The sequence below is a fragment of the Amycolatopsis ultiminotia genome, assembly GCF_039536925.1.
Lineage (GTDB): Bacteria > Actinomycetota > Actinomycetes > Mycobacteriales > Pseudonocardiaceae > Amycolatopsis > Amycolatopsis ultiminotia.
On sequence record NZ_BAAAZN010000008.1, the window covers coordinates 53,621 to 68,648 of the forward strand.

Annotated in this window: 13 protein-coding genes; 10 read left to right on the plus strand and 3 right to left on the minus strand. The window is 68.8% G+C overall.

Features of this window, described 5'->3' with window-relative positions; translation table 11 throughout:
- Together ABD793_RS19510 and ABD793_RS19515 are read left to right on the plus strand one after the other, a co-directional pair.
- Nucleotides 1-849 (plus strand): DUF7192 family protein, encoded by an 849-nt coding sequence (locus ABD793_RS19510; protein WP_344861907.1) that lies wholly within the window; start codon nt 1-3, stop codon nt 847-849.
- A 22-nt stretch (nt 850-871) separates the two neighbouring features.
- The gene (locus ABD793_RS19515) at nt 872-1,723 is read left to right on the plus strand and encodes a LysR family transcriptional regulator (protein WP_344861909.1); all 852 of its coding nucleotides are present in this window, start codon (nt 872-874) and stop codon (nt 1,721-1,723) included.
- Nucleotides 1,724-1,778: 55 nt separating this feature from the next.
- On the opposite strand, the gene ABD793_RS19520 is transcribed toward ABD793_RS19515, so the two are convergent.
- Nucleotides 1,779-2,291, minus strand: a complete 513-nt coding sequence (locus tag ABD793_RS19520; protein WP_344861910.1) for a hypothetical protein — start codon at nt 2,289-2,291, stop codon at nt 1,779-1,781.
- A 192-nt stretch (nt 2,292-2,483) separates the two neighbouring features.
- Between ABD793_RS19520 and ABD793_RS19525 the strand changes: the two genes are divergently transcribed.
- From ABD793_RS19525 to ABD793_RS19540, 4 genes are all read left to right on the plus strand, one after another.
- On the plus strand, nt 2,484-4,031 hold the full coding sequence (locus ABD793_RS19525; RefSeq protein WP_344861912.1) for a molybdopterin-dependent oxidoreductase: 1,548 nt from the start codon (nt 2,484-2,486) through the stop codon (nt 4,029-4,031).
- Between the two features lie 97 nt (nt 4,032-4,128).
- Nucleotides 4,129-4,797 carry a fasciclin domain-containing protein gene (locus ABD793_RS19530; protein WP_344861914.1) on the plus strand — a complete coding sequence of 223 codons (669 nt, stop codon included), beginning with the start codon at nt 4,129-4,131 and terminating at the stop codon, nt 4,795-4,797.
- Between the two features lie 120 nt (nt 4,798-4,917).
- A complete protein-coding gene (locus ABD793_RS19535; RefSeq protein ID WP_344861916.1) occupies nt 4,918-5,889 on the plus strand; it encodes a LacI family DNA-binding transcriptional regulator in 972 nt (323 codons plus the stop codon).
- A gap of 107 nt (nt 5,890-5,996) precedes the next feature.
- Nucleotides 5,997-7,442, plus strand: coding sequence for a GntP family permease (locus ABD793_RS19540; protein ID WP_344861918.1), 1,446 nt, complete (start codon nt 5,997-5,999; stop codon nt 7,440-7,442).
- A 10-nt stretch (nt 7,443-7,452) separates the two neighbouring features.
- Here the strand turns inward: ABD793_RS19540 and ABD793_RS19545 are convergent, their stop codons facing one another.
- Together ABD793_RS19545 and ABD793_RS19550 are read right to left on the minus strand one after the other, a co-directional pair.
- Nucleotides 7,453-7,866, minus strand: a complete 414-nt coding sequence (locus ABD793_RS19545) for an acyl-CoA thioesterase (RefSeq protein ID WP_344861920.1) — start codon at nt 7,864-7,866, stop codon at nt 7,453-7,455.
- Nucleotides 7,860-9,182, minus strand: a complete 1,323-nt coding sequence (locus ABD793_RS19550) for a hydroxyacid-oxoacid transhydrogenase (protein WP_344861922.1) — start codon at nt 9,180-9,182, stop codon at nt 7,860-7,862. Before ABD793_RS19550 ends, ABD793_RS19545 begins: the two co-directional genes overlap by 7 nt.
- Before the next feature lie 84 nt (nt 9,183-9,266).
- On the opposite strand from ABD793_RS19550, the gene ABD793_RS19555 reads away from it, so the two are divergent.
- The 4 genes from ABD793_RS19555 to ABD793_RS19570 all read left to right on the plus strand — a co-directional run bounded on the left by ABD793_RS19555 (nt 9,267) and on the right by ABD793_RS19570 (nt 14,733).
- Nucleotides 9,267-10,910, plus strand: a complete 1,644-nt coding sequence (locus ABD793_RS19555; protein ID WP_344861924.1) for a thiamine pyrophosphate-dependent enzyme — start codon at nt 9,267-9,269, stop codon at nt 10,908-10,910.
- Between the two features lie 175 nt (nt 10,911-11,085).
- Nucleotides 11,086-11,460 carry a hypothetical protein gene (locus tag ABD793_RS19560; RefSeq protein ID WP_344861926.1) on the plus strand — a complete coding sequence of 125 codons (375 nt, stop codon included), beginning with the start codon at nt 11,086-11,088 and terminating at the stop codon, nt 11,458-11,460.
- A gap of 2,743 nt (nt 11,461-14,203) precedes the next feature.
- A complete protein-coding gene (locus ABD793_RS19565; protein WP_344861928.1) occupies nt 14,204-14,407 on the plus strand; it encodes a cold-shock protein in 204 nt (67 codons plus the stop codon).
- 104 nt (nt 14,408-14,511) lie between these two features.
- Entirely contained in the window at nt 14,512-14,733 is a 222-nt protein-coding gene (locus ABD793_RS19570) for a heavy-metal-associated domain-containing protein (protein ID WP_344861930.1), read from the plus strand.
- Nucleotides 14,734-15,028: the final 295 nt, after the last annotated feature.

Here is a 15,028-nt window from a genome sequence, read left to right on the forward strand (position 1 = left end):
ATGCTGCCGGTCACCTTGCCGCCACTGCGATCCTGGCGTGAATTCCTGGATGCTGCTTCGGCCCTGCCTTCCATTTCGAACCCGTCGAGCCGTCGAGAGGAACACGGCTGGCACGGTGCCTCCTGGGAAGAGGCGAACCGGCTGGCCGTCGACGGATGGTCGGTGCCACTGGAGGAAACCGACGTCACGGTCGGGGAGCTGCGGGAGAGCGCCGGGCTTTCCCATTCGGTCACCCTGCTCGAGCCGAGCTGGGACGTGACCGGGAGCGAGGTCGACGTCGGCGCCTACCTCTCCGGTGTGCCCGAATGCATGGTGGACGCAGTGCCCCGGCAGGTTTCCCGGCGAGGCAAGGTGATCACCTTCCTCGTCCCCGGCGGTTACGCGAACACGATCGGGCACGACGTGATCATCAACCGTGGCCTGGCGCTGGCCGCGCTGTGCACTGCGATCATCGACGCCGGGCACAGTGTGGAGATCTGGTCCGGGCTGGCCGGAGTCCTGCACCTGCGCAAGGCCGAACAGCGATTTTCCGGCGTGGCCAGGGTGATCGCCGCCGGGGAGCCGCTGGACGTCGGCAGGTTGATCTTCGCGGTCGCGCATCCGGCGATGCTGCGCCGGATGTGGCTGGGCGTGTGGGATGCCCAGCCGAAAGCGGTCGCCTCGGCGATGAACGCGGATTCCTACGGCGGCCCGCCGTACACCTGCCGGGCCGGCGACCTGCCTTCGGAGATCCACGATCCGTACGTGTTCCCGTATCTGACCACAGAGGACCGGCAGTGGGACGACCTGGCCACGGCGTTGTCCTGGGCGCGGCAGATGTTCCGCGATCTGGACCTGATCCAGGACTGAGCGCCGGCGGTACCGTGGCGGGGTGGACCTGCGCATTCTCCGGTACTTCCTGGCCGTGGCCGGGGAAGGTCATGTCGGCAGGGCGGCGGCGCGGCTGCACATGACGCAGCCGCCGCTGAGCCGCGCGATCCGGCAGCTGGAGGACGAGCTGGGGGTCGCCCTGTTCGAACGCACCCCGAGAGGGGTCACGCTCACCGCGGCCGGCGCGGTCCTGCACGAAGAGGCGGCCGAGCTGCTCGGCAGGGCCGATCGGCTGCGCAGCCGGGTGGTCGCGGCCGGCGGAACGGCGACGCTCACCGTCGGCACACTGGCGGACGCGGCCGAACAGGTCGGCGGCAGGCTGGTTTCGCGATTCCGATCCCGGCATCCGCACGTGCAGGTCAGCATCCACGAAGCAGATCTCAGCGATCCGACCGCAGGGTTGCGCACCGGCCTCGTCGACGTGGCGCTGACCCGGACCCCGTTCGACGACAACGGGATCAGCATCCGCGGGTTGCGTTCGGTCCCGGTCGGCGTGGTGCTGCGTGCCGACGATCCGCTCGCGAAGTGCGCTTCGGTTTCGCCGGATGCACTGGCCGAGCGTCGCTGGGTTCGTCTCCCGGACGGCATCGATCCGGTGTGGACGGAGTACTGGACCGGTCCGGCGGATCCCGCGCAACCGGTGCGCCGGACGATCCAGGAATGCCTGCAGGCGGTGCTGTGGAACGGAGTGTGCGCGCTGGCCCCGGCCGACCAGCCGTTGCCGGACGGACTCGTCGTGGTGCCGGTCGACGGCCGGGCACCGAGTGAAGTCGTGGTGGCGTGGCCGAAGTCCGGGGGCAGCCCGCTGGTGCGCAGCTTCGTCGCGGTGGCCGTGCAGAGCTGGGGAAGCTGAGCGCGGCCGGCCGAGCGCGGATACGCACCCGGCCGGCCGCTGCGGCGGTGGCGGCTCAGTCCTGGGTGATCACGCTGAAGTGCGCGGACGTGGTGAGGTCCTGGCCGGGCCAGCCCACCGCGATCGCGGTGCGCGAGGCGTCCGAGGGCAGGTGCAGGCCGAGCTTGGCCACGGTCGGGCCGGCCGCGGTGTCGTTCGGGATGATCACGTAGGAGCTGGCGGTGTGCGTCGCGTCGATGGTCACCTGCGGCGCGCCGGCGCTGTCGTCCGACGAGCTCGGCACACCGAGCGGAGCGTTGCCACCGTCGTAGAACACCGTGCCGTAGGGTGCGCCGCTCAGGGTGCAGTTCGTGGTCGGAGTGGCCGCGGAGTAGTGCAGGATGTCCGCGTGGTGCCCGGAAGCGTGGTCCGGGGCGGGCGTTGCGGTCACGGTGACGTCGGCGTCGGTGCACAGCGGCACTTCGGCCGGGGCAGCGTTGGCGGCGGAGGCGGTCAGCGCCGCGGCACCCCCGACGGTCGCGAAAACGGCGGCTGCGGCGAGGGCGCGGCGGACAGTGGTGGCGATCATGGTGACTTCCTCCCGGTGTCATTCGGTGATCGTTTGACCGATCCTGCTTCTACCCGGTAAGACGCCTGCTTCCGGCGGGGGTGCGCCCGCTGTGCGGTTTGGCACCCGGACGCAACCTCGCCGCCTCCCACCGTTTTCACCGGTTCGGGACGGCCACCAATCCATCGTGGACGCAGTCTCGAATCCCCGGATATGACGAAGGACGACCTGCGGTTGCGACGTCCCAGCGCTGCGGTGTGCGGTGTGCTGGCGTTGCTGGCCGCACTCGCCGCGGGACACCTGGTCGCGTCGTTCATCGCGGTGGACGCCTCGCCTTATCTGGCGGTCGGCAGTGCGGCGATCGACCTGACCCCGACGTCGCTCAAGGATTTCGCGGTGCGCACGTTCGGCACCCACGACAAGGAAGTGCTGCTCGGCGGCATGGCGGTGGTCATGGTCGTCGTCGCCGCGGTCGCCGGCCTGGTTTCGGTGCGGCGTGCCTGGCCCGGGGCTGCGCTGGTCAGCGCGTTCGGAGTGGTCGGTATCGCCGCAGTTCTCAGCCGGCCGAGCCTCCCCGTGGTCGCGGTACTGGCACCGGTTGCGAGCACATTCGTCGGCGTCGGGATTTTCCTGCTGTTGCACCGGATTTCGTCGCGGGTCGCGCAGCGTGGCACGGACGGCCACCGCCGCGGTACGCCGCGGCGGGCATTCTTACTGGGTGGCGCAGGTGTCGTGGTCGGCACCGGACTCGTCGGCGGGGCGGGACAGTTGATCGGCTCGGCGCGGGACGCGGCTGCTTCCCGTGCTGCGGTCGGGAAGCTGGTCCCGGCCCGTCGCGCACCGGCCATCCCCGCCGACGCGGACTTCGAAAAGCTCGGCACACCACCGTTCATCACCCCGAACGCGCGCTTCTACCGAGTCGACACCGCGCTGTCGGTACCTCAGGTCCGTGCGGAGGAATGGACGTTGCGCATCCACGGCATGGTCGAACGGGAGCGCACCTACCGGTACTCCGACATCCGTGACCGGGCGCTGATCGAGCGCACGATCACGATGACCTGCGTGTCCAATGAGGTCGGTGGCGACTACGTGTCCACTTCGAACTTCATCGGCGTCGATCTCGCAGACCTGCTTGCCGAGTGCGGTGTCCGGCCGGGTGCCGAGCAGCTGTTCGCGACCAGTGTGGACGGTTGGACCTCGGGCACCCCGGTGGCGGCCGCGCTCGACCGGGGCAGGGGAGCGATGCTCGCGATCGGGATGAACGGCGAACCGCTGCCGTTGGAACACGGGTTTCCGGCTCGGCTGGTCACCCCGGGGTTGTTCGGCTACGTGTCCGCGACCAAGTGGGTGGTCGATCTCGAAGTGACCACCTGGGCCGCGCGGCAGTCGTACTGGCTGCGCCGCGGCTGGGGGCAGGAGGCACCGATCAAGACCGAATCCCGCATCGATCAGCCGAAGGGGTTCGCCACGGTGTCCGCAGGTGCGGTCCGGTTGTCCGGGATCGCCTGGGCCCAGCACAAGGGGATCGAGAAGGTCGAGATCAGTGTCGACAACGGACCGTGGACACCGGCCACACTGTCCACAGAGGTCAATGTGGACACCTGGCGGATGTGGTGGACGCAGATCTCGGTGAAACCCGGCACCCACCAAATTCTCTGCCGTGCCACCGACCGGACCGGCTACATCCAGACCGCCGACCGTGCCGGCACGGTGCCGGACGGGGCGACCGGCCGGCACTCGACGACGTTCATCGCGAACTGATCCGAATTCACACCAATCCGGTTCGGGGGCAGATCCGAATCACCAGTGAAAGCGGTTCGAACAAGGACCGTCCTACCCAGACCCTGGAGTGATGATCGTGAACAAGCTTCGTGTGGCCGGAATCGGCCTGACCGCCTCCGCCGCGCTCGTGCTGACCGCGTGCAGCAGTAACGATCAGGCTTCGTCTGGTGGGGATTCCAGCAGCGCGCCGGCACCCTCGTCGTCGGCGCCTGCCTCGGGCGGTGCTTCCGCGGACGGCGTGACCACCAATGCCGATGTGTTCGGCTCGGCCTGTTCGAAGCTGCCGCAGGGCAACGAGGCGGGCTCGCTGGACTCGATGGGCCCGCAGCCGGTCGCGAGTGCCGCGTCGACGAACCCGTTGCTGACCAAGCTGGTTGCCGCGGTGAAGGCGAGCAATCTGGTCGACACGCTCAACAGCCAGCCCGCGATCACCGTGTTCGCCCCGGCGGACACCGCGTTCCAGGAGCTTGGCGACGCGAAGTTCAACGAACTGGCGAAGAACCCGAGCCAGCTCACGCCGATCCTGCAGTACCACGTGCTCGGCAAGCGCTACGACGCCAAGGGGCTCTCCGCCGCAGGCAGCGTGACCTCGCTCAACGCCGGGGGCGGCCCGGTCAAGATCGAGGGCTCCGGCGACAACATGACGGTCAACGGCGCCAAGGTGCTGTGCGGCAACATCCCGACGAAGAACGCCACCGTGTTCGTGATCGACAAGGTGCTCAGCCCCGGCGCCAACCAGAACTGACGCTCCCCGCGCCACCCGTCGTACGGCTTCGGTCGTGCGGCGGGTTTCCACTGCCCGGACCCGGCGCGCTGTGGGATGCTGTCGGAATCGGTTCCGGTCCGGGAGGGTGCCATGCGTCGGGTGTCGCTCGCAGACGTCGCGAAGGCCGCAGGAGTGGCCAAGGCGACGGCTTCGCGTGCGCTTTCGTCCCGGCAGCAGGACGTCGGCGCGGCCACTCGGGCGCGCATTCTCGAAGTGGCCGCGGACCTCGGCTACCAGCCCAATCGCGCGGCGCAGAGCCTGCGCACCGGGCGGCTGCGGCTGCTGGCCGTCGCAGTGCCCGCGGACTTGCGCGGGTGGGAACCGATTCTGGCCGGCGCCGCCGGGCAGGCCCGGCGGCGTGGCTATCACCTCGTGCTGCACTACCTGGACTCGGCGAGTGAAGACGAGCAGCTGGCCGAGGGTCTTTCGGCGGACGGCCTGTTGCTGATCGCCCCTGGCCGCACATTGCGCCCGCCGGTCGGTGAGGACGGCGTACCGCTGCCGACCGCAGTCGTGGACGACACCGTCGAGCACGGTGACGGTGCCTTGCTGCGCACCGCGTTGTGGCAGGCAGGCCGTACCGCCGGGCGGCACCTGGCCGATCAGGACCGGTTCCGGCTCGCGGTATTGGCCGAATCATCCGGCCCGGTGGTCGACGGTTTCCTCGCCGCTTGCACGGACGCCGGGCTGTCTGCGCCGGAAGTGCACATCTCGGCGCCGGGAGAGGTCGCCGTCGAGCGGGTGGTCACCGATGCGCCGGTGGACGGGTTCTTCGCCACCACCCCGGCGTTGGCCGCGCATTCCGTGGCGGGCTTCCGCCGGATCGGGCTGACCGTGCCGGAGGACGTGTCCGTGGTGGCCCTCGGGGACGGGGACCTGGCGCAGCATTTCGACCCGCCGCTGACCGTCGTCTCCCCGCCGTGGCAGGCACTCGGCGCACGTGCGGTGGATCTGCTGGTGGACGCGATCGAGGACGGCGCCGTGGTACCGGCGGGCCTGGAGCTCGTGGCGGAACTCGTGGTGCGCGGCTCCAGCGTTCCGGAACGACGGCGCGCGGTCGCCCGCGACTGACTCGGGCACCCCGGGGTTGACCAGGGGTAACCTGACTGGCACACTTCCGGAATCGATTCCAGTAGTGCGGTGCCGCACGGTCGGGCGCCGCCGAGAGGAGGCTGCCGGTGACCGGGCACACGTGGTTCCTGCTGGTGGTGCTGGTCGCGGCGATCGCATTGCTGGTCACGCTGATCAACTCGCGGCTGCGGCTGCATCCGTTCGTGGCCCTGCTGGTCGTCGCGCTGGCCGCGGGCCTGGTGGCGGGCGAGCCGGTGACGAAGCTGGCCAAGTCGATCGAAACCGGTGCCGGCGACATCCTCGGCAACGTCGGTGTCACACTCGCGCTCGGCACGATGCTCGGCAGGCTGCTGGCCGATTCCGGGGCCACCGACCGGATCGCCACCGCGGTGGTCGAGCGGTCCACCCCGCGTACGCTGCCGTGGCTGATAACGCTGGCCGCGTTCATCATCGGGATCCCGATGTTCTTCGAGGTCGGGCTCATCGTGTTGCTGCCGCTGGTGTTCAGCGTCGCGGAGCGGCTGAAGCGGGCCGGTGCCGCCACGACGTCGTCCTACACGCTGCTGGCCACCCCGACCATTGCCGCGCTCGCCACCCTGCACGGTATGGTCCCGCCGCATCCCGGCCCGCTGATCGCGGTGTCCGGGCTGCACGCCGACCTCGGCAAGACGATCCTGATCGGCTTCGTGTGCGCCATCCCGACGGTGATCCTCGCCGGTCCGGTTTTCGGCCGCTGGCTCGCCGCGCGGCTGAGCGTGCAGCCGGAACAGGCACTCGTGGACCAGTTCACCCAGCGCGGCCGCATCGAGGACCGCGCGGACGCCGGTGGGATGGCGGGGGCGGGTGTCCCCGCCCGCGGTGGCGATGGGCCCGGCCGGGCGCGCACCGCCGTGCCCACCGGAACCGCAATCGTTTCCATCCTCGTGCCGGTCGTGCTGATGCTGTTGCGCACGCTCGCCGAAATCGTGCTGCCGGACGGAAACGGTGTGCGGTCCGCCGCGACGCTGCTCGGCGAGCCGGTGATCGCGATGCTGGCCGGGTTCCTGTTCGCACTGTTCGCCCTCGCGCTGGTGCGTGGCCGCGCCGGTGAGTCCGTGCGACGGTCCCTTTCGGACAGCCTCAAGCCGGTCGTCGGCATCCTGCTGATCATCGGTGGCGGCGGCGCGTTCAACGAGGTGCTGCAGGATTCCGGGATCAGCGACGCGGTGGGTTCGGCCGCGGGCAGCCTGCGGATCAGCGTGCTCGTGCTCGGCTGGCTGCTGGCCCTGCTGCTTTCGGCGTCCACCGGTTCGGCGACGGTCGGCATCGTGTCTTCCACCGGGATCGTCGCACCGCTGCTCGTGCACGGCGACAGCTGGTACACCGCGATGGTCGTGGTCGCGATCGGGGCCGGTTCGATCGGCCTCAACTACGTGAACCACGCCGGGTTCTGGCTGGTCAAGGAGTCGTTCGGGATGAGCATGGGGCAGGCGACGAAGCTGCACACCACGGTGCAGACGCTGGTCAGCGTGCTGGGCCTGGCGGTACTGGGGGTGCTGTCGATCTTCGTGTGACCCCGCGCCCTCAGGCCGGGAGCAGCAGCTCCGCCAGCGACTCGCGCAGCTTCCCGGAAACCGATACCGGACGCCGGGTTTCGCGGTCCACGAACACGTGCACGAAATGGCCCTCGGCCACCAGCACGTCCGCGGTGGAGTACATCCCGATCTCGTACCGCACGCTCGACCGGCCGAGGTGCGCCACCCGCAGTCCGATCCGCAGCGAGTCGGGAAAGGACACCGATGCGTGGTACGCGCAGTGCGATTCCACACACAGTCCGATCACCGGCCCGGTGGCGATGTCCAGTCCGCCGCGTTCGACGAGCCAGGTGTTGATCACGGTGTCCATCAGCGCGTAGTGCACCACGTTGTTCACGTGGCCGTAGACGTCGTTGTCCTTCCAGCGCAACGGAACCGTATGCCAGTGCGGATAGCTCACCACAGGTTCACCGAGGCGAGCAGGATGTCCGCGAGGTCCTCTTCGGACGCACTGCGCGGTGCGGTCGCCAGCAGCCGCTGCTGCTTGAGCGTACCGGACACCAGTGAGTCCACATCGGACTCCGAATATCCCACGGAACCGATTCCGGCCGGAATGCCGATCTCGCGCATCAGGTTCGTCAGCACGGCCGGCAGGTGGTCGGCGAGATCGCCGGGCCATTCGAAGTCCGGTGCGAGCAGCCGGGCGACCTGCAGGTGCCGTTCCGGCGCCGCGGAGAAGGTGAACCGGAACGCCGCGGGTGCGGTGAGCGAGACGGCCATGCCGTGCGGCACCATCGCCTCGTCGCCGGGATAGCCGTCGGGGTGGAAATCCCGGACCTGCCCGGCGATCGGATACGCGTTGGCGTGCGGGATGTGCACGCCGGCGTTGCCGAAACCGAGTCCGGCGAAGGTCGCGGCCAGCGCCATCGCCTCGCGCGCGGCCAGGTTCTCGCCGTCGCGCACCGCGGCGGGCAGTGCCCAGGACAGCAACTGCAGCGACTTCTCCGCGAACATGTCCGCCAGCGGGTTCGCACCGCAGTAGGGCACGCGTTGCTCGGGTTGTTTGCGGGCGAATTCGGTGTACGGCTTGGCCGTGTAGCTCTCCGCGGCGTGGCACAGGATGTCCATGCCGCTCGCCGCGGTGACCCCGGCAGGCTGGCTGACCGTGAGCCGCGGGTCGACCACGGCCAGCGACGGCCGCAACCGCAGGTGGCTGATCCCGCTCTTGACCCGCAGCGACAGCACGTCGAGCACGCACACCGTGGTGCTCTCGGAACCGGTTCCGGTGGTCGTCGGTACCGCGACCAGCGGCTTGAGCGGGTTCGCCGGGGCCTTGCCGGCACCGACCGGCGCGTTGACGTAGTCCATCAGTTCACCGTCGTTGCTGGTCAGCAGGTTGGCCGCCTTCGCGGTGTCGATGCTGGAGCCACCGCCGACGGCCACGAACGCGTCGTACGGGCCGGAGCCGCGGGCGAAGTCCACCGCCTTCTGCAGGCTGACGTCGGTGGGTTCGACGTGCACCCCGTCGAAGGTCTCGGTCGTGATGCCGTACCCGCGGATGCCCTCGGCGATCCGCTCCGGCCAGCCGGTGGCGGCGACGACCGGATCCGTGACCACCAGGACCCGGCGTGCGCCGTACTGGGTCAGGTCGTACCCGATCTCCTCGCTCGCGCCGGTGCCGTACTTGAGGGCCGGCGCACCATAGGTGAATACGGTTTCATGTTCGGTGGGCGGCACGGTGGTGACCTCGCTTCCGGCGCGGGCGGGCAAAGCGGACATTCTGCTCAGTCTGGTACCCAGTTGTTCAAGATCACTTGACGGCGGTGAACGGTGCCGCCCTAAGCTCTCCTCATTAGATACCAAGTGGGAACCACCGTCGCGCAGACGGCCGTGCGCATCCTGATCGAGGCCCGGGTCCGCCGGGTGTACGCGGTCGTCGGCGAGTCGTTCCTGGAGCTGCTCGACGCGCTGCGCCGCGAACGCGAGGTGACGCTCGTTGCGGCCCGGCACGATTCGGGCGCCGCGTTCATGGCCGAGGCGGAGGGCAAGCTCACCGACCGCCCGGCCGTACTGCTCGCCAGCCGTGGTCCGAGCGCGAACGGTCTGGTGCTCGGCGTGCAGACCGCGTACCAGGACGAGACCCCGATGGTGGTGCTGCTCGAGACCCCGGCGCTCGATCCGGTGCTCTCCGGTGACGTTCCGGCGACCGATCTGACCAGCACGTTCGAGCCGATCGCCAAGTGGATCGTGCGGGCAGAGGGCCCGGACGACGTACCGCACCTCGTCGCCGAAGCGCTGGCCCGCTGCCGGGAGGGGCGGCCGGGACCGGTGGTCATCGGGGTGCCGAGCGATGCGTGGGGAGTGCCCTACGACTCGGCCAAGCCGGCGGCGACGGTGCGGCCGCCTGCGACCGGCACGCTCGGCCGTTCGGCGGAGGCGGTGGCCGCGCTGGTCGACGAGGCCCGCTATCCGGTGGTGATCGTCGGCGGACGGGCGCGTTCGGCGCGCGACGAGCTGATCGCGGTGGCCGACGAGCTGTCGTTGCCGGTGTACAACGCGTTCCGTCGGCAGGACGCGTTCCCGGAGAACCACGAGCGCTACGCCGGGCACCTCGGGCTCGGCATCCCGGCCCGGCAGCTCGACGCGCTCGAGCGGGCCGACCTCGTGCTCGCCCTCGGGACCCAGCTGGACGAGGTCACCACACAGGGCTACCGGTATCCGACCTCGCAGCAGACGCTCGTGCTCGTCGGCACGGGTATGGAGGAGCAGCGTCGGCGCGGTCTGACCTTCCGTGTCGACTCGGAGGTGGAGCCGTTCTTGCGGGAGCTGCGGTCGATCGCTTCGCCGCGTACGCGCCGGGCGTCGGCTGCCAATGCCGCTGTGCACACATTTATGACGCCACCGGACACAAGCGGCGAAGCGCGCGTACACCCGGCAGACGTGGTCCGCGTGCTGCGGAAGCTCGCGCCGGAGGACACCATCGTCACGAGTGACGCCGGGAACTTCGCGCAGTTCATGCACCGGTACTGGTGCTTCACCGAGCCTCGAAGCCAGCTCGGCCCCAGTAACGCCGCGATGGGGTACGCGGTGCCCGCAGCGGTCGCGGCGAAGCTGGCCGAACCACGCCGGGCCGTGGTGGCAATGGTTGGTGACGCGGGCACGCTGATGACCGGGCAGGAGATCGAAACCGCCGTACGGTACCGCGCGCCGGTGATGGTCGTGGTTTTTCAGAACGGTATGCACGGCCCGCTCGCTGTGCATCAGGCTCGGACATACGGGCGGCTGTCCGGGGCGACTGTCCCTCTCGTGGACTTCGCGTCGTGGGCGCGCGGCCTCGGCGCGGCCGGGTACACGGTGGACGATCGGGACCAGCTGGAGCCGATCGTCGCGAGCGCGCTGGTGCGGCAACGTCCGTGTGTGCTCGATGTGCGGACCGATCCGGACGTGGTGACCCCCGATCTTCGGCTGAGTGCCCTGCTCGGCGCGGCTCGGCCGCCGGTGTCCTGAAATCTTCCTGAGAACAGGGGGAAACGCCGGAGACGTTCGGTGGCCTACGGGGGTGTGCTCGGGTAGCCTTGGCGGTGTTCCCGGGGTGTGGTCCACCGGCCGTGGCTGTTGTGGAATCCCCGTGGGACAACCGGATTCCCGGAACGGCACCTGCAGTTCCGGACGGTTTCTGTCGGTGCCCGATGGCATCATCGCGGTCATCACCCCGCCACCGCTGCGGGGGAGGAACGAGGGGAGTTTCGCCGTGACCGACGAAAAGGACGAGCACAACCGGCCTGCCACGACGCGGACCAGGGCAACTCGGTCCGCGCGTGGGACAGTCACGGGAGTACGGGGTGCGACTGGGGTTGACTCGCTGGCAGCCGGGCGCGCCGCCCGCGCAGCGACCGGTTCCGGCACCCCCGGACGCGACGCGGCCGAATCGGGCGTGGTGCCGGTGCTGTTCAGCGCCAGCGCAGAAGCACACGACACCGCCGTGGCGGCCCCCGACCACGGCACCGACTGGCGCTCCCCCTTCGGCGAGCCACTGCGCCCGGCGAGCGGGGAATAACCCGACAGTCCGACTTTGCCGGCCCTTGCCCCTGCCACACACGCCCGGCAGGGGTTTGTGGCGGGTTGACCGGTCGCCTGGTCGGGCCGATGCGACCTGAACGGCAGGCGGGTCGGGTCGGTGGTGGCCTGAGCAGTGGCCCGGTTGGACACTGAACGGTGACCCGGTCGGCGTGTGAACGGTGACCCGGTCGGACACTGAGCAGTGACCCGGTCGGCGTGTGAACGGTGACCCGGTCGGACACTGAGCAGTGACCCGGTCGGCGTGTGAACGGTGGCCCGGTCGGACACTGAACGGTGACCCGGTCGGAGTGTGAACGGTGGCCCGGTTGGGGACTGCAGCGGCCTGAACGGTGGCCCGGCTGGAGTTTGTGGCAGTCTGGCGGCGGTTCGGCTAGCTCCGTGGCGGGGCCCGTGCGGTGGTTCGGTTACGTTTGCGGCGGCCACGGACAGTCGCCTGGTTGGCTCGATGGCGGTCCGAACGCTGTCTTGGACGCAGAGCGTGCGCCCGGTTGGTCTATTCCGGCCCGCGGGCGATGGCTCGGTCGGCCTCCGCGACGGCCCGGACGGTGCTCGGGCAGGTCCGGCGACCTTCTTGTCCGCGGAACGTGCCGACCTCTATCCGCGGAACGTGCCGACCTTCTTGTCCGCGGAGCGTGCCGACCTCTTGTACGCGAAGCATGCCTGCCTACGGCTCACGTGCACTGGCCATGCGGATACCACTTCGCCGTCCGGCCGTTGCCGGCATGCACGAGCCAAACCCCAGCCACAGCGGGCAATACCGGCGTCGTGGCGACCGGTCCGTCTGGTGCTCCAGCGGGACAACGCCCCGAGGCAGTCGAGACAGCCCGCCCCGGCCCGCCCGCGCAAAGCGCAATGACGGCACCCGTCGACCGGCATTGGCGTGCTTACTGTGGTGACTGACGGTGGTTCGGTCGCCCGCGACTGGGCGATCGCGTCGGTTGTGCTGGTGGCTGGCGGTGGGTTGGTTGCCCCACGCCTGGTGATGGCGTGGTTGTGCTGGTGGCTGGCGGTGGGTTGGTTGCCCCACGCCTGGTGATGGCGTGGTTGTGCTGGTGACTGGCGGTGGGTTGGTTGCCCCACGCCTGGTGATGGCGTGGCTGTGCCGGTGGCTGGCGGTGGGTTGTCCCGTTTCTGGTGATGACGTGGTCGCGTTGGTGGCTGACGGTCGGTCGACTGCCTTCGCGATCTTCGCCCGGCGACCTGCAGCGGTGCGGTTGCCGTGGTGACAGCACCTTTTGCGACGACGACCATGGCGGTTAGCTGTGCCGGACCTGTTGATGGCACGTCAACCGTGGCGACCGGAGACCAGCGGCCAACTGACCACGGACGGCGCTCGATTGCTTTGCAGACGGATGCCCGACGAGAGCGTGGTTGTGCCCGGGTGACAGCGCGTTTGCCCGCCCATCGGTGGGGTGTAGCGATGGTGCGGTCGCGCCAGCGAACGGCGAAGGGGCGAGCCGGCTGTCGGTTACGGTGGTCCAGAATGGACACCGCTTGACCAGAAACTGGATCACGTGTGTTGACGAGCAGCTGGATCATTCGGTCTGACGAGCAACTGGATCACTGCGGCGCACGCATCACGAAGCAACGCTGTGGTTTGCTGCAGGCAGCAAGGCAATCGCTCCCACAGACGGGTGCCATGTACACACGTTCCACGTCGCCACCCGCACGTTGCCGTGATGCTCCCCGACGGTGCCGCTGACGAGGCGTGCGCCTTCTTGTCCGCGGAGCGTGCTCGGTCACCTCGGCTCTGCCGCAGCGACCGCGGCACCCAACTGACGGTCCAGATCGCAGACCGCCCCCTCATCGACGCCAAACCCGTTGTCAACCAAGGGATAAGCCTGAATTCGACGACGAGCTGTACCGGCGTCCGGCTCACTCGTCAGCCTGGGCGCAGGTCTCCAGCACTTGCCACCACGGAATACGGAGTACAGAGGTGCGCCCGCCGCCTGGGTAACGGAGTACAGAGATGAGCCTCCCACTTGGTAACTGACCTGAGGACCAGTTCCCGTCGCCCTGTCAGGGCACGGTTGTGTGCAGGCACGGGGTGTGTCCCGGCTGCCTGTCGGACAGGTTAAAGCGCAGGAGTGGCGCGGAAAACTGGCTAAGTCTTCCCGGGAAGCGGCATGTGCATGGTTCTTCGTAGCGCGATATTCATGCGATTTGCCGGATGCCAGACGCCGCGGACAGGGTCGTCGGTGACGTTATTTGGTCGCCCTGGTCCTGCGTGATTTGGCTGCCCTGGTCCCGCGTGGTCGAGCGCGGATGCCGACTGGGTCCTCTTCGGGTGATATGTTCTGCAACAAAGGTTTTTGCTCTTACCTTCAGTCTACCGGAGCGGGCCTGTTGTTCGCCGGGATGTTCCCCGATCGAGTTACTTGGATTCCGGTCTACCTGCTCGACCTGGGACGCGGCATTTCGTGGCGTGGGACGGCTGGGGCGGGCGTGACCTGCTGGTCTTGGGGTAGCGAGCGTCCGGGTGTCAAGAGTCACAGGGGGTGTGGGCCTCGACTGGACCCGTGCGGGTGAGCCCGGGTTGTCTGTTCCCGGTGGACTGTGCTTTACTTTAGGTGGTCTTGATTTTTGTGTTCGTGATGAGTCGCGCTCGCAGAATCCAGCGGGCGTAGGGTTTCCTCAGCATCGAGGTACGCTTCGCCCGGGGATGGGCCCAGGGTGCCGATGTGGCCTCCTGTTTAGTTTTATGTATGGAGATTGTTTAGATGACTGAGGGCATTGTGAAGTGGTTCAACTCCGAGAAGGGGTTCGGCTTCATCACTCCCGACAATGGTGGCGGCGACGTCTTCGTGCACTACAGCGAGATCCAGGGTAACGGTTTCCGTACCCTCGAGGAGAACGCTCGCGTGCAGTTCGAGATCGGTCAGGGCGCGAAGGGCCCGCAGGCCACGTCGGTCAGCGTTATCTGACCCACGTCCTTCCGAATGAGGGCCGTCACCCCGATCGTGGGTGGCGGCCCTTTTCGCGGGCGCTACCCGATCGTGGCTTGCCCTGCACTCGTAGGCTGCGCACCATGATCGAGAACGGATACCTGGTTTTCGGCATGTCCTGCGGCCACTGCGCCCAGTCGGTGACCGAGGAACTCACCGCGTTGTCCGGCGTCGAAGTCGTGACCGTCGACGTGGAAACCGGACAGGTGACAGTCCGGAGCACCGAAGTGCTGCCCGAGCCGGCGATCCGCGCCGCGGTGGAGGAAGCGGGCTACACCTACGCCGGCAGCGCGACAACCGTCTGACCCCGCACTGTGATCTGTCCCCGCGTCATGACCTGCCCGCGAGCCGTGGCCTGACTTCGCGTCGCGAGTTGCCTGCGAGCCGTGGCCTGACTTCGCGTCGCGAGTTGCCCGCGAGCCGTGACCTGACCCCGCACCGTGAGTCGCCCGCGTGCGGTGAGCTGGCTTGGCGCGGTGAGCTGCTCGCGTGCTGCGACTTGACTTTCGCGTCGTGACCCATCCCGTCTCGCGGTTGGCTTGATGCCATGCGTCTACCGGTCTGGCTCTGGATTGCGGCCGACTGGTCTTGACTGCGGTT

What these genes read in the sequence shown, in the direction of transcription:
- ABD793_RS19510 (WP_344861907.1), top strand. Translation starts at nt 1, where the DNA reads ATGCTGCCGGTCACCTTGCCGCCACTGCGATCCTGGCGTGAATTCCTG.
- ABD793_RS19520 (WP_344861910.1), bottom strand. Translation starts at nt 2,291, where the DNA reads ATGATCGCCACCACTGTCCGCCGCGCCCTCGCCGCAGCCGCCGTTTTC.
- ABD793_RS19525 (WP_344861912.1), top strand. Translation starts at nt 2,484, where the DNA reads ATGACGAAGGACGACCTGCGGTTGCGACGTCCCAGCGCTGCGGTGTGC.
- ABD793_RS19550 (WP_344861922.1), bottom strand. Translation starts at nt 9,182, where the DNA reads ATGTCCGCTTTGCCCGCCCGCGCCGGAAGCGAGGTCACCACCGTGCCG.
- ABD793_RS19565 (WP_344861928.1), top strand. Translation starts at nt 14,204, where the DNA reads ATGACTGAGGGCATTGTGAAGTGGTTCAACTCCGAGAAGGGGTTCGGC.
- ABD793_RS19570 (WP_344861930.1), top strand. Translation starts at nt 14,512, where the DNA reads ATGATCGAGAACGGATACCTGGTTTTCGGCATGTCCTGCGGCCACTGC.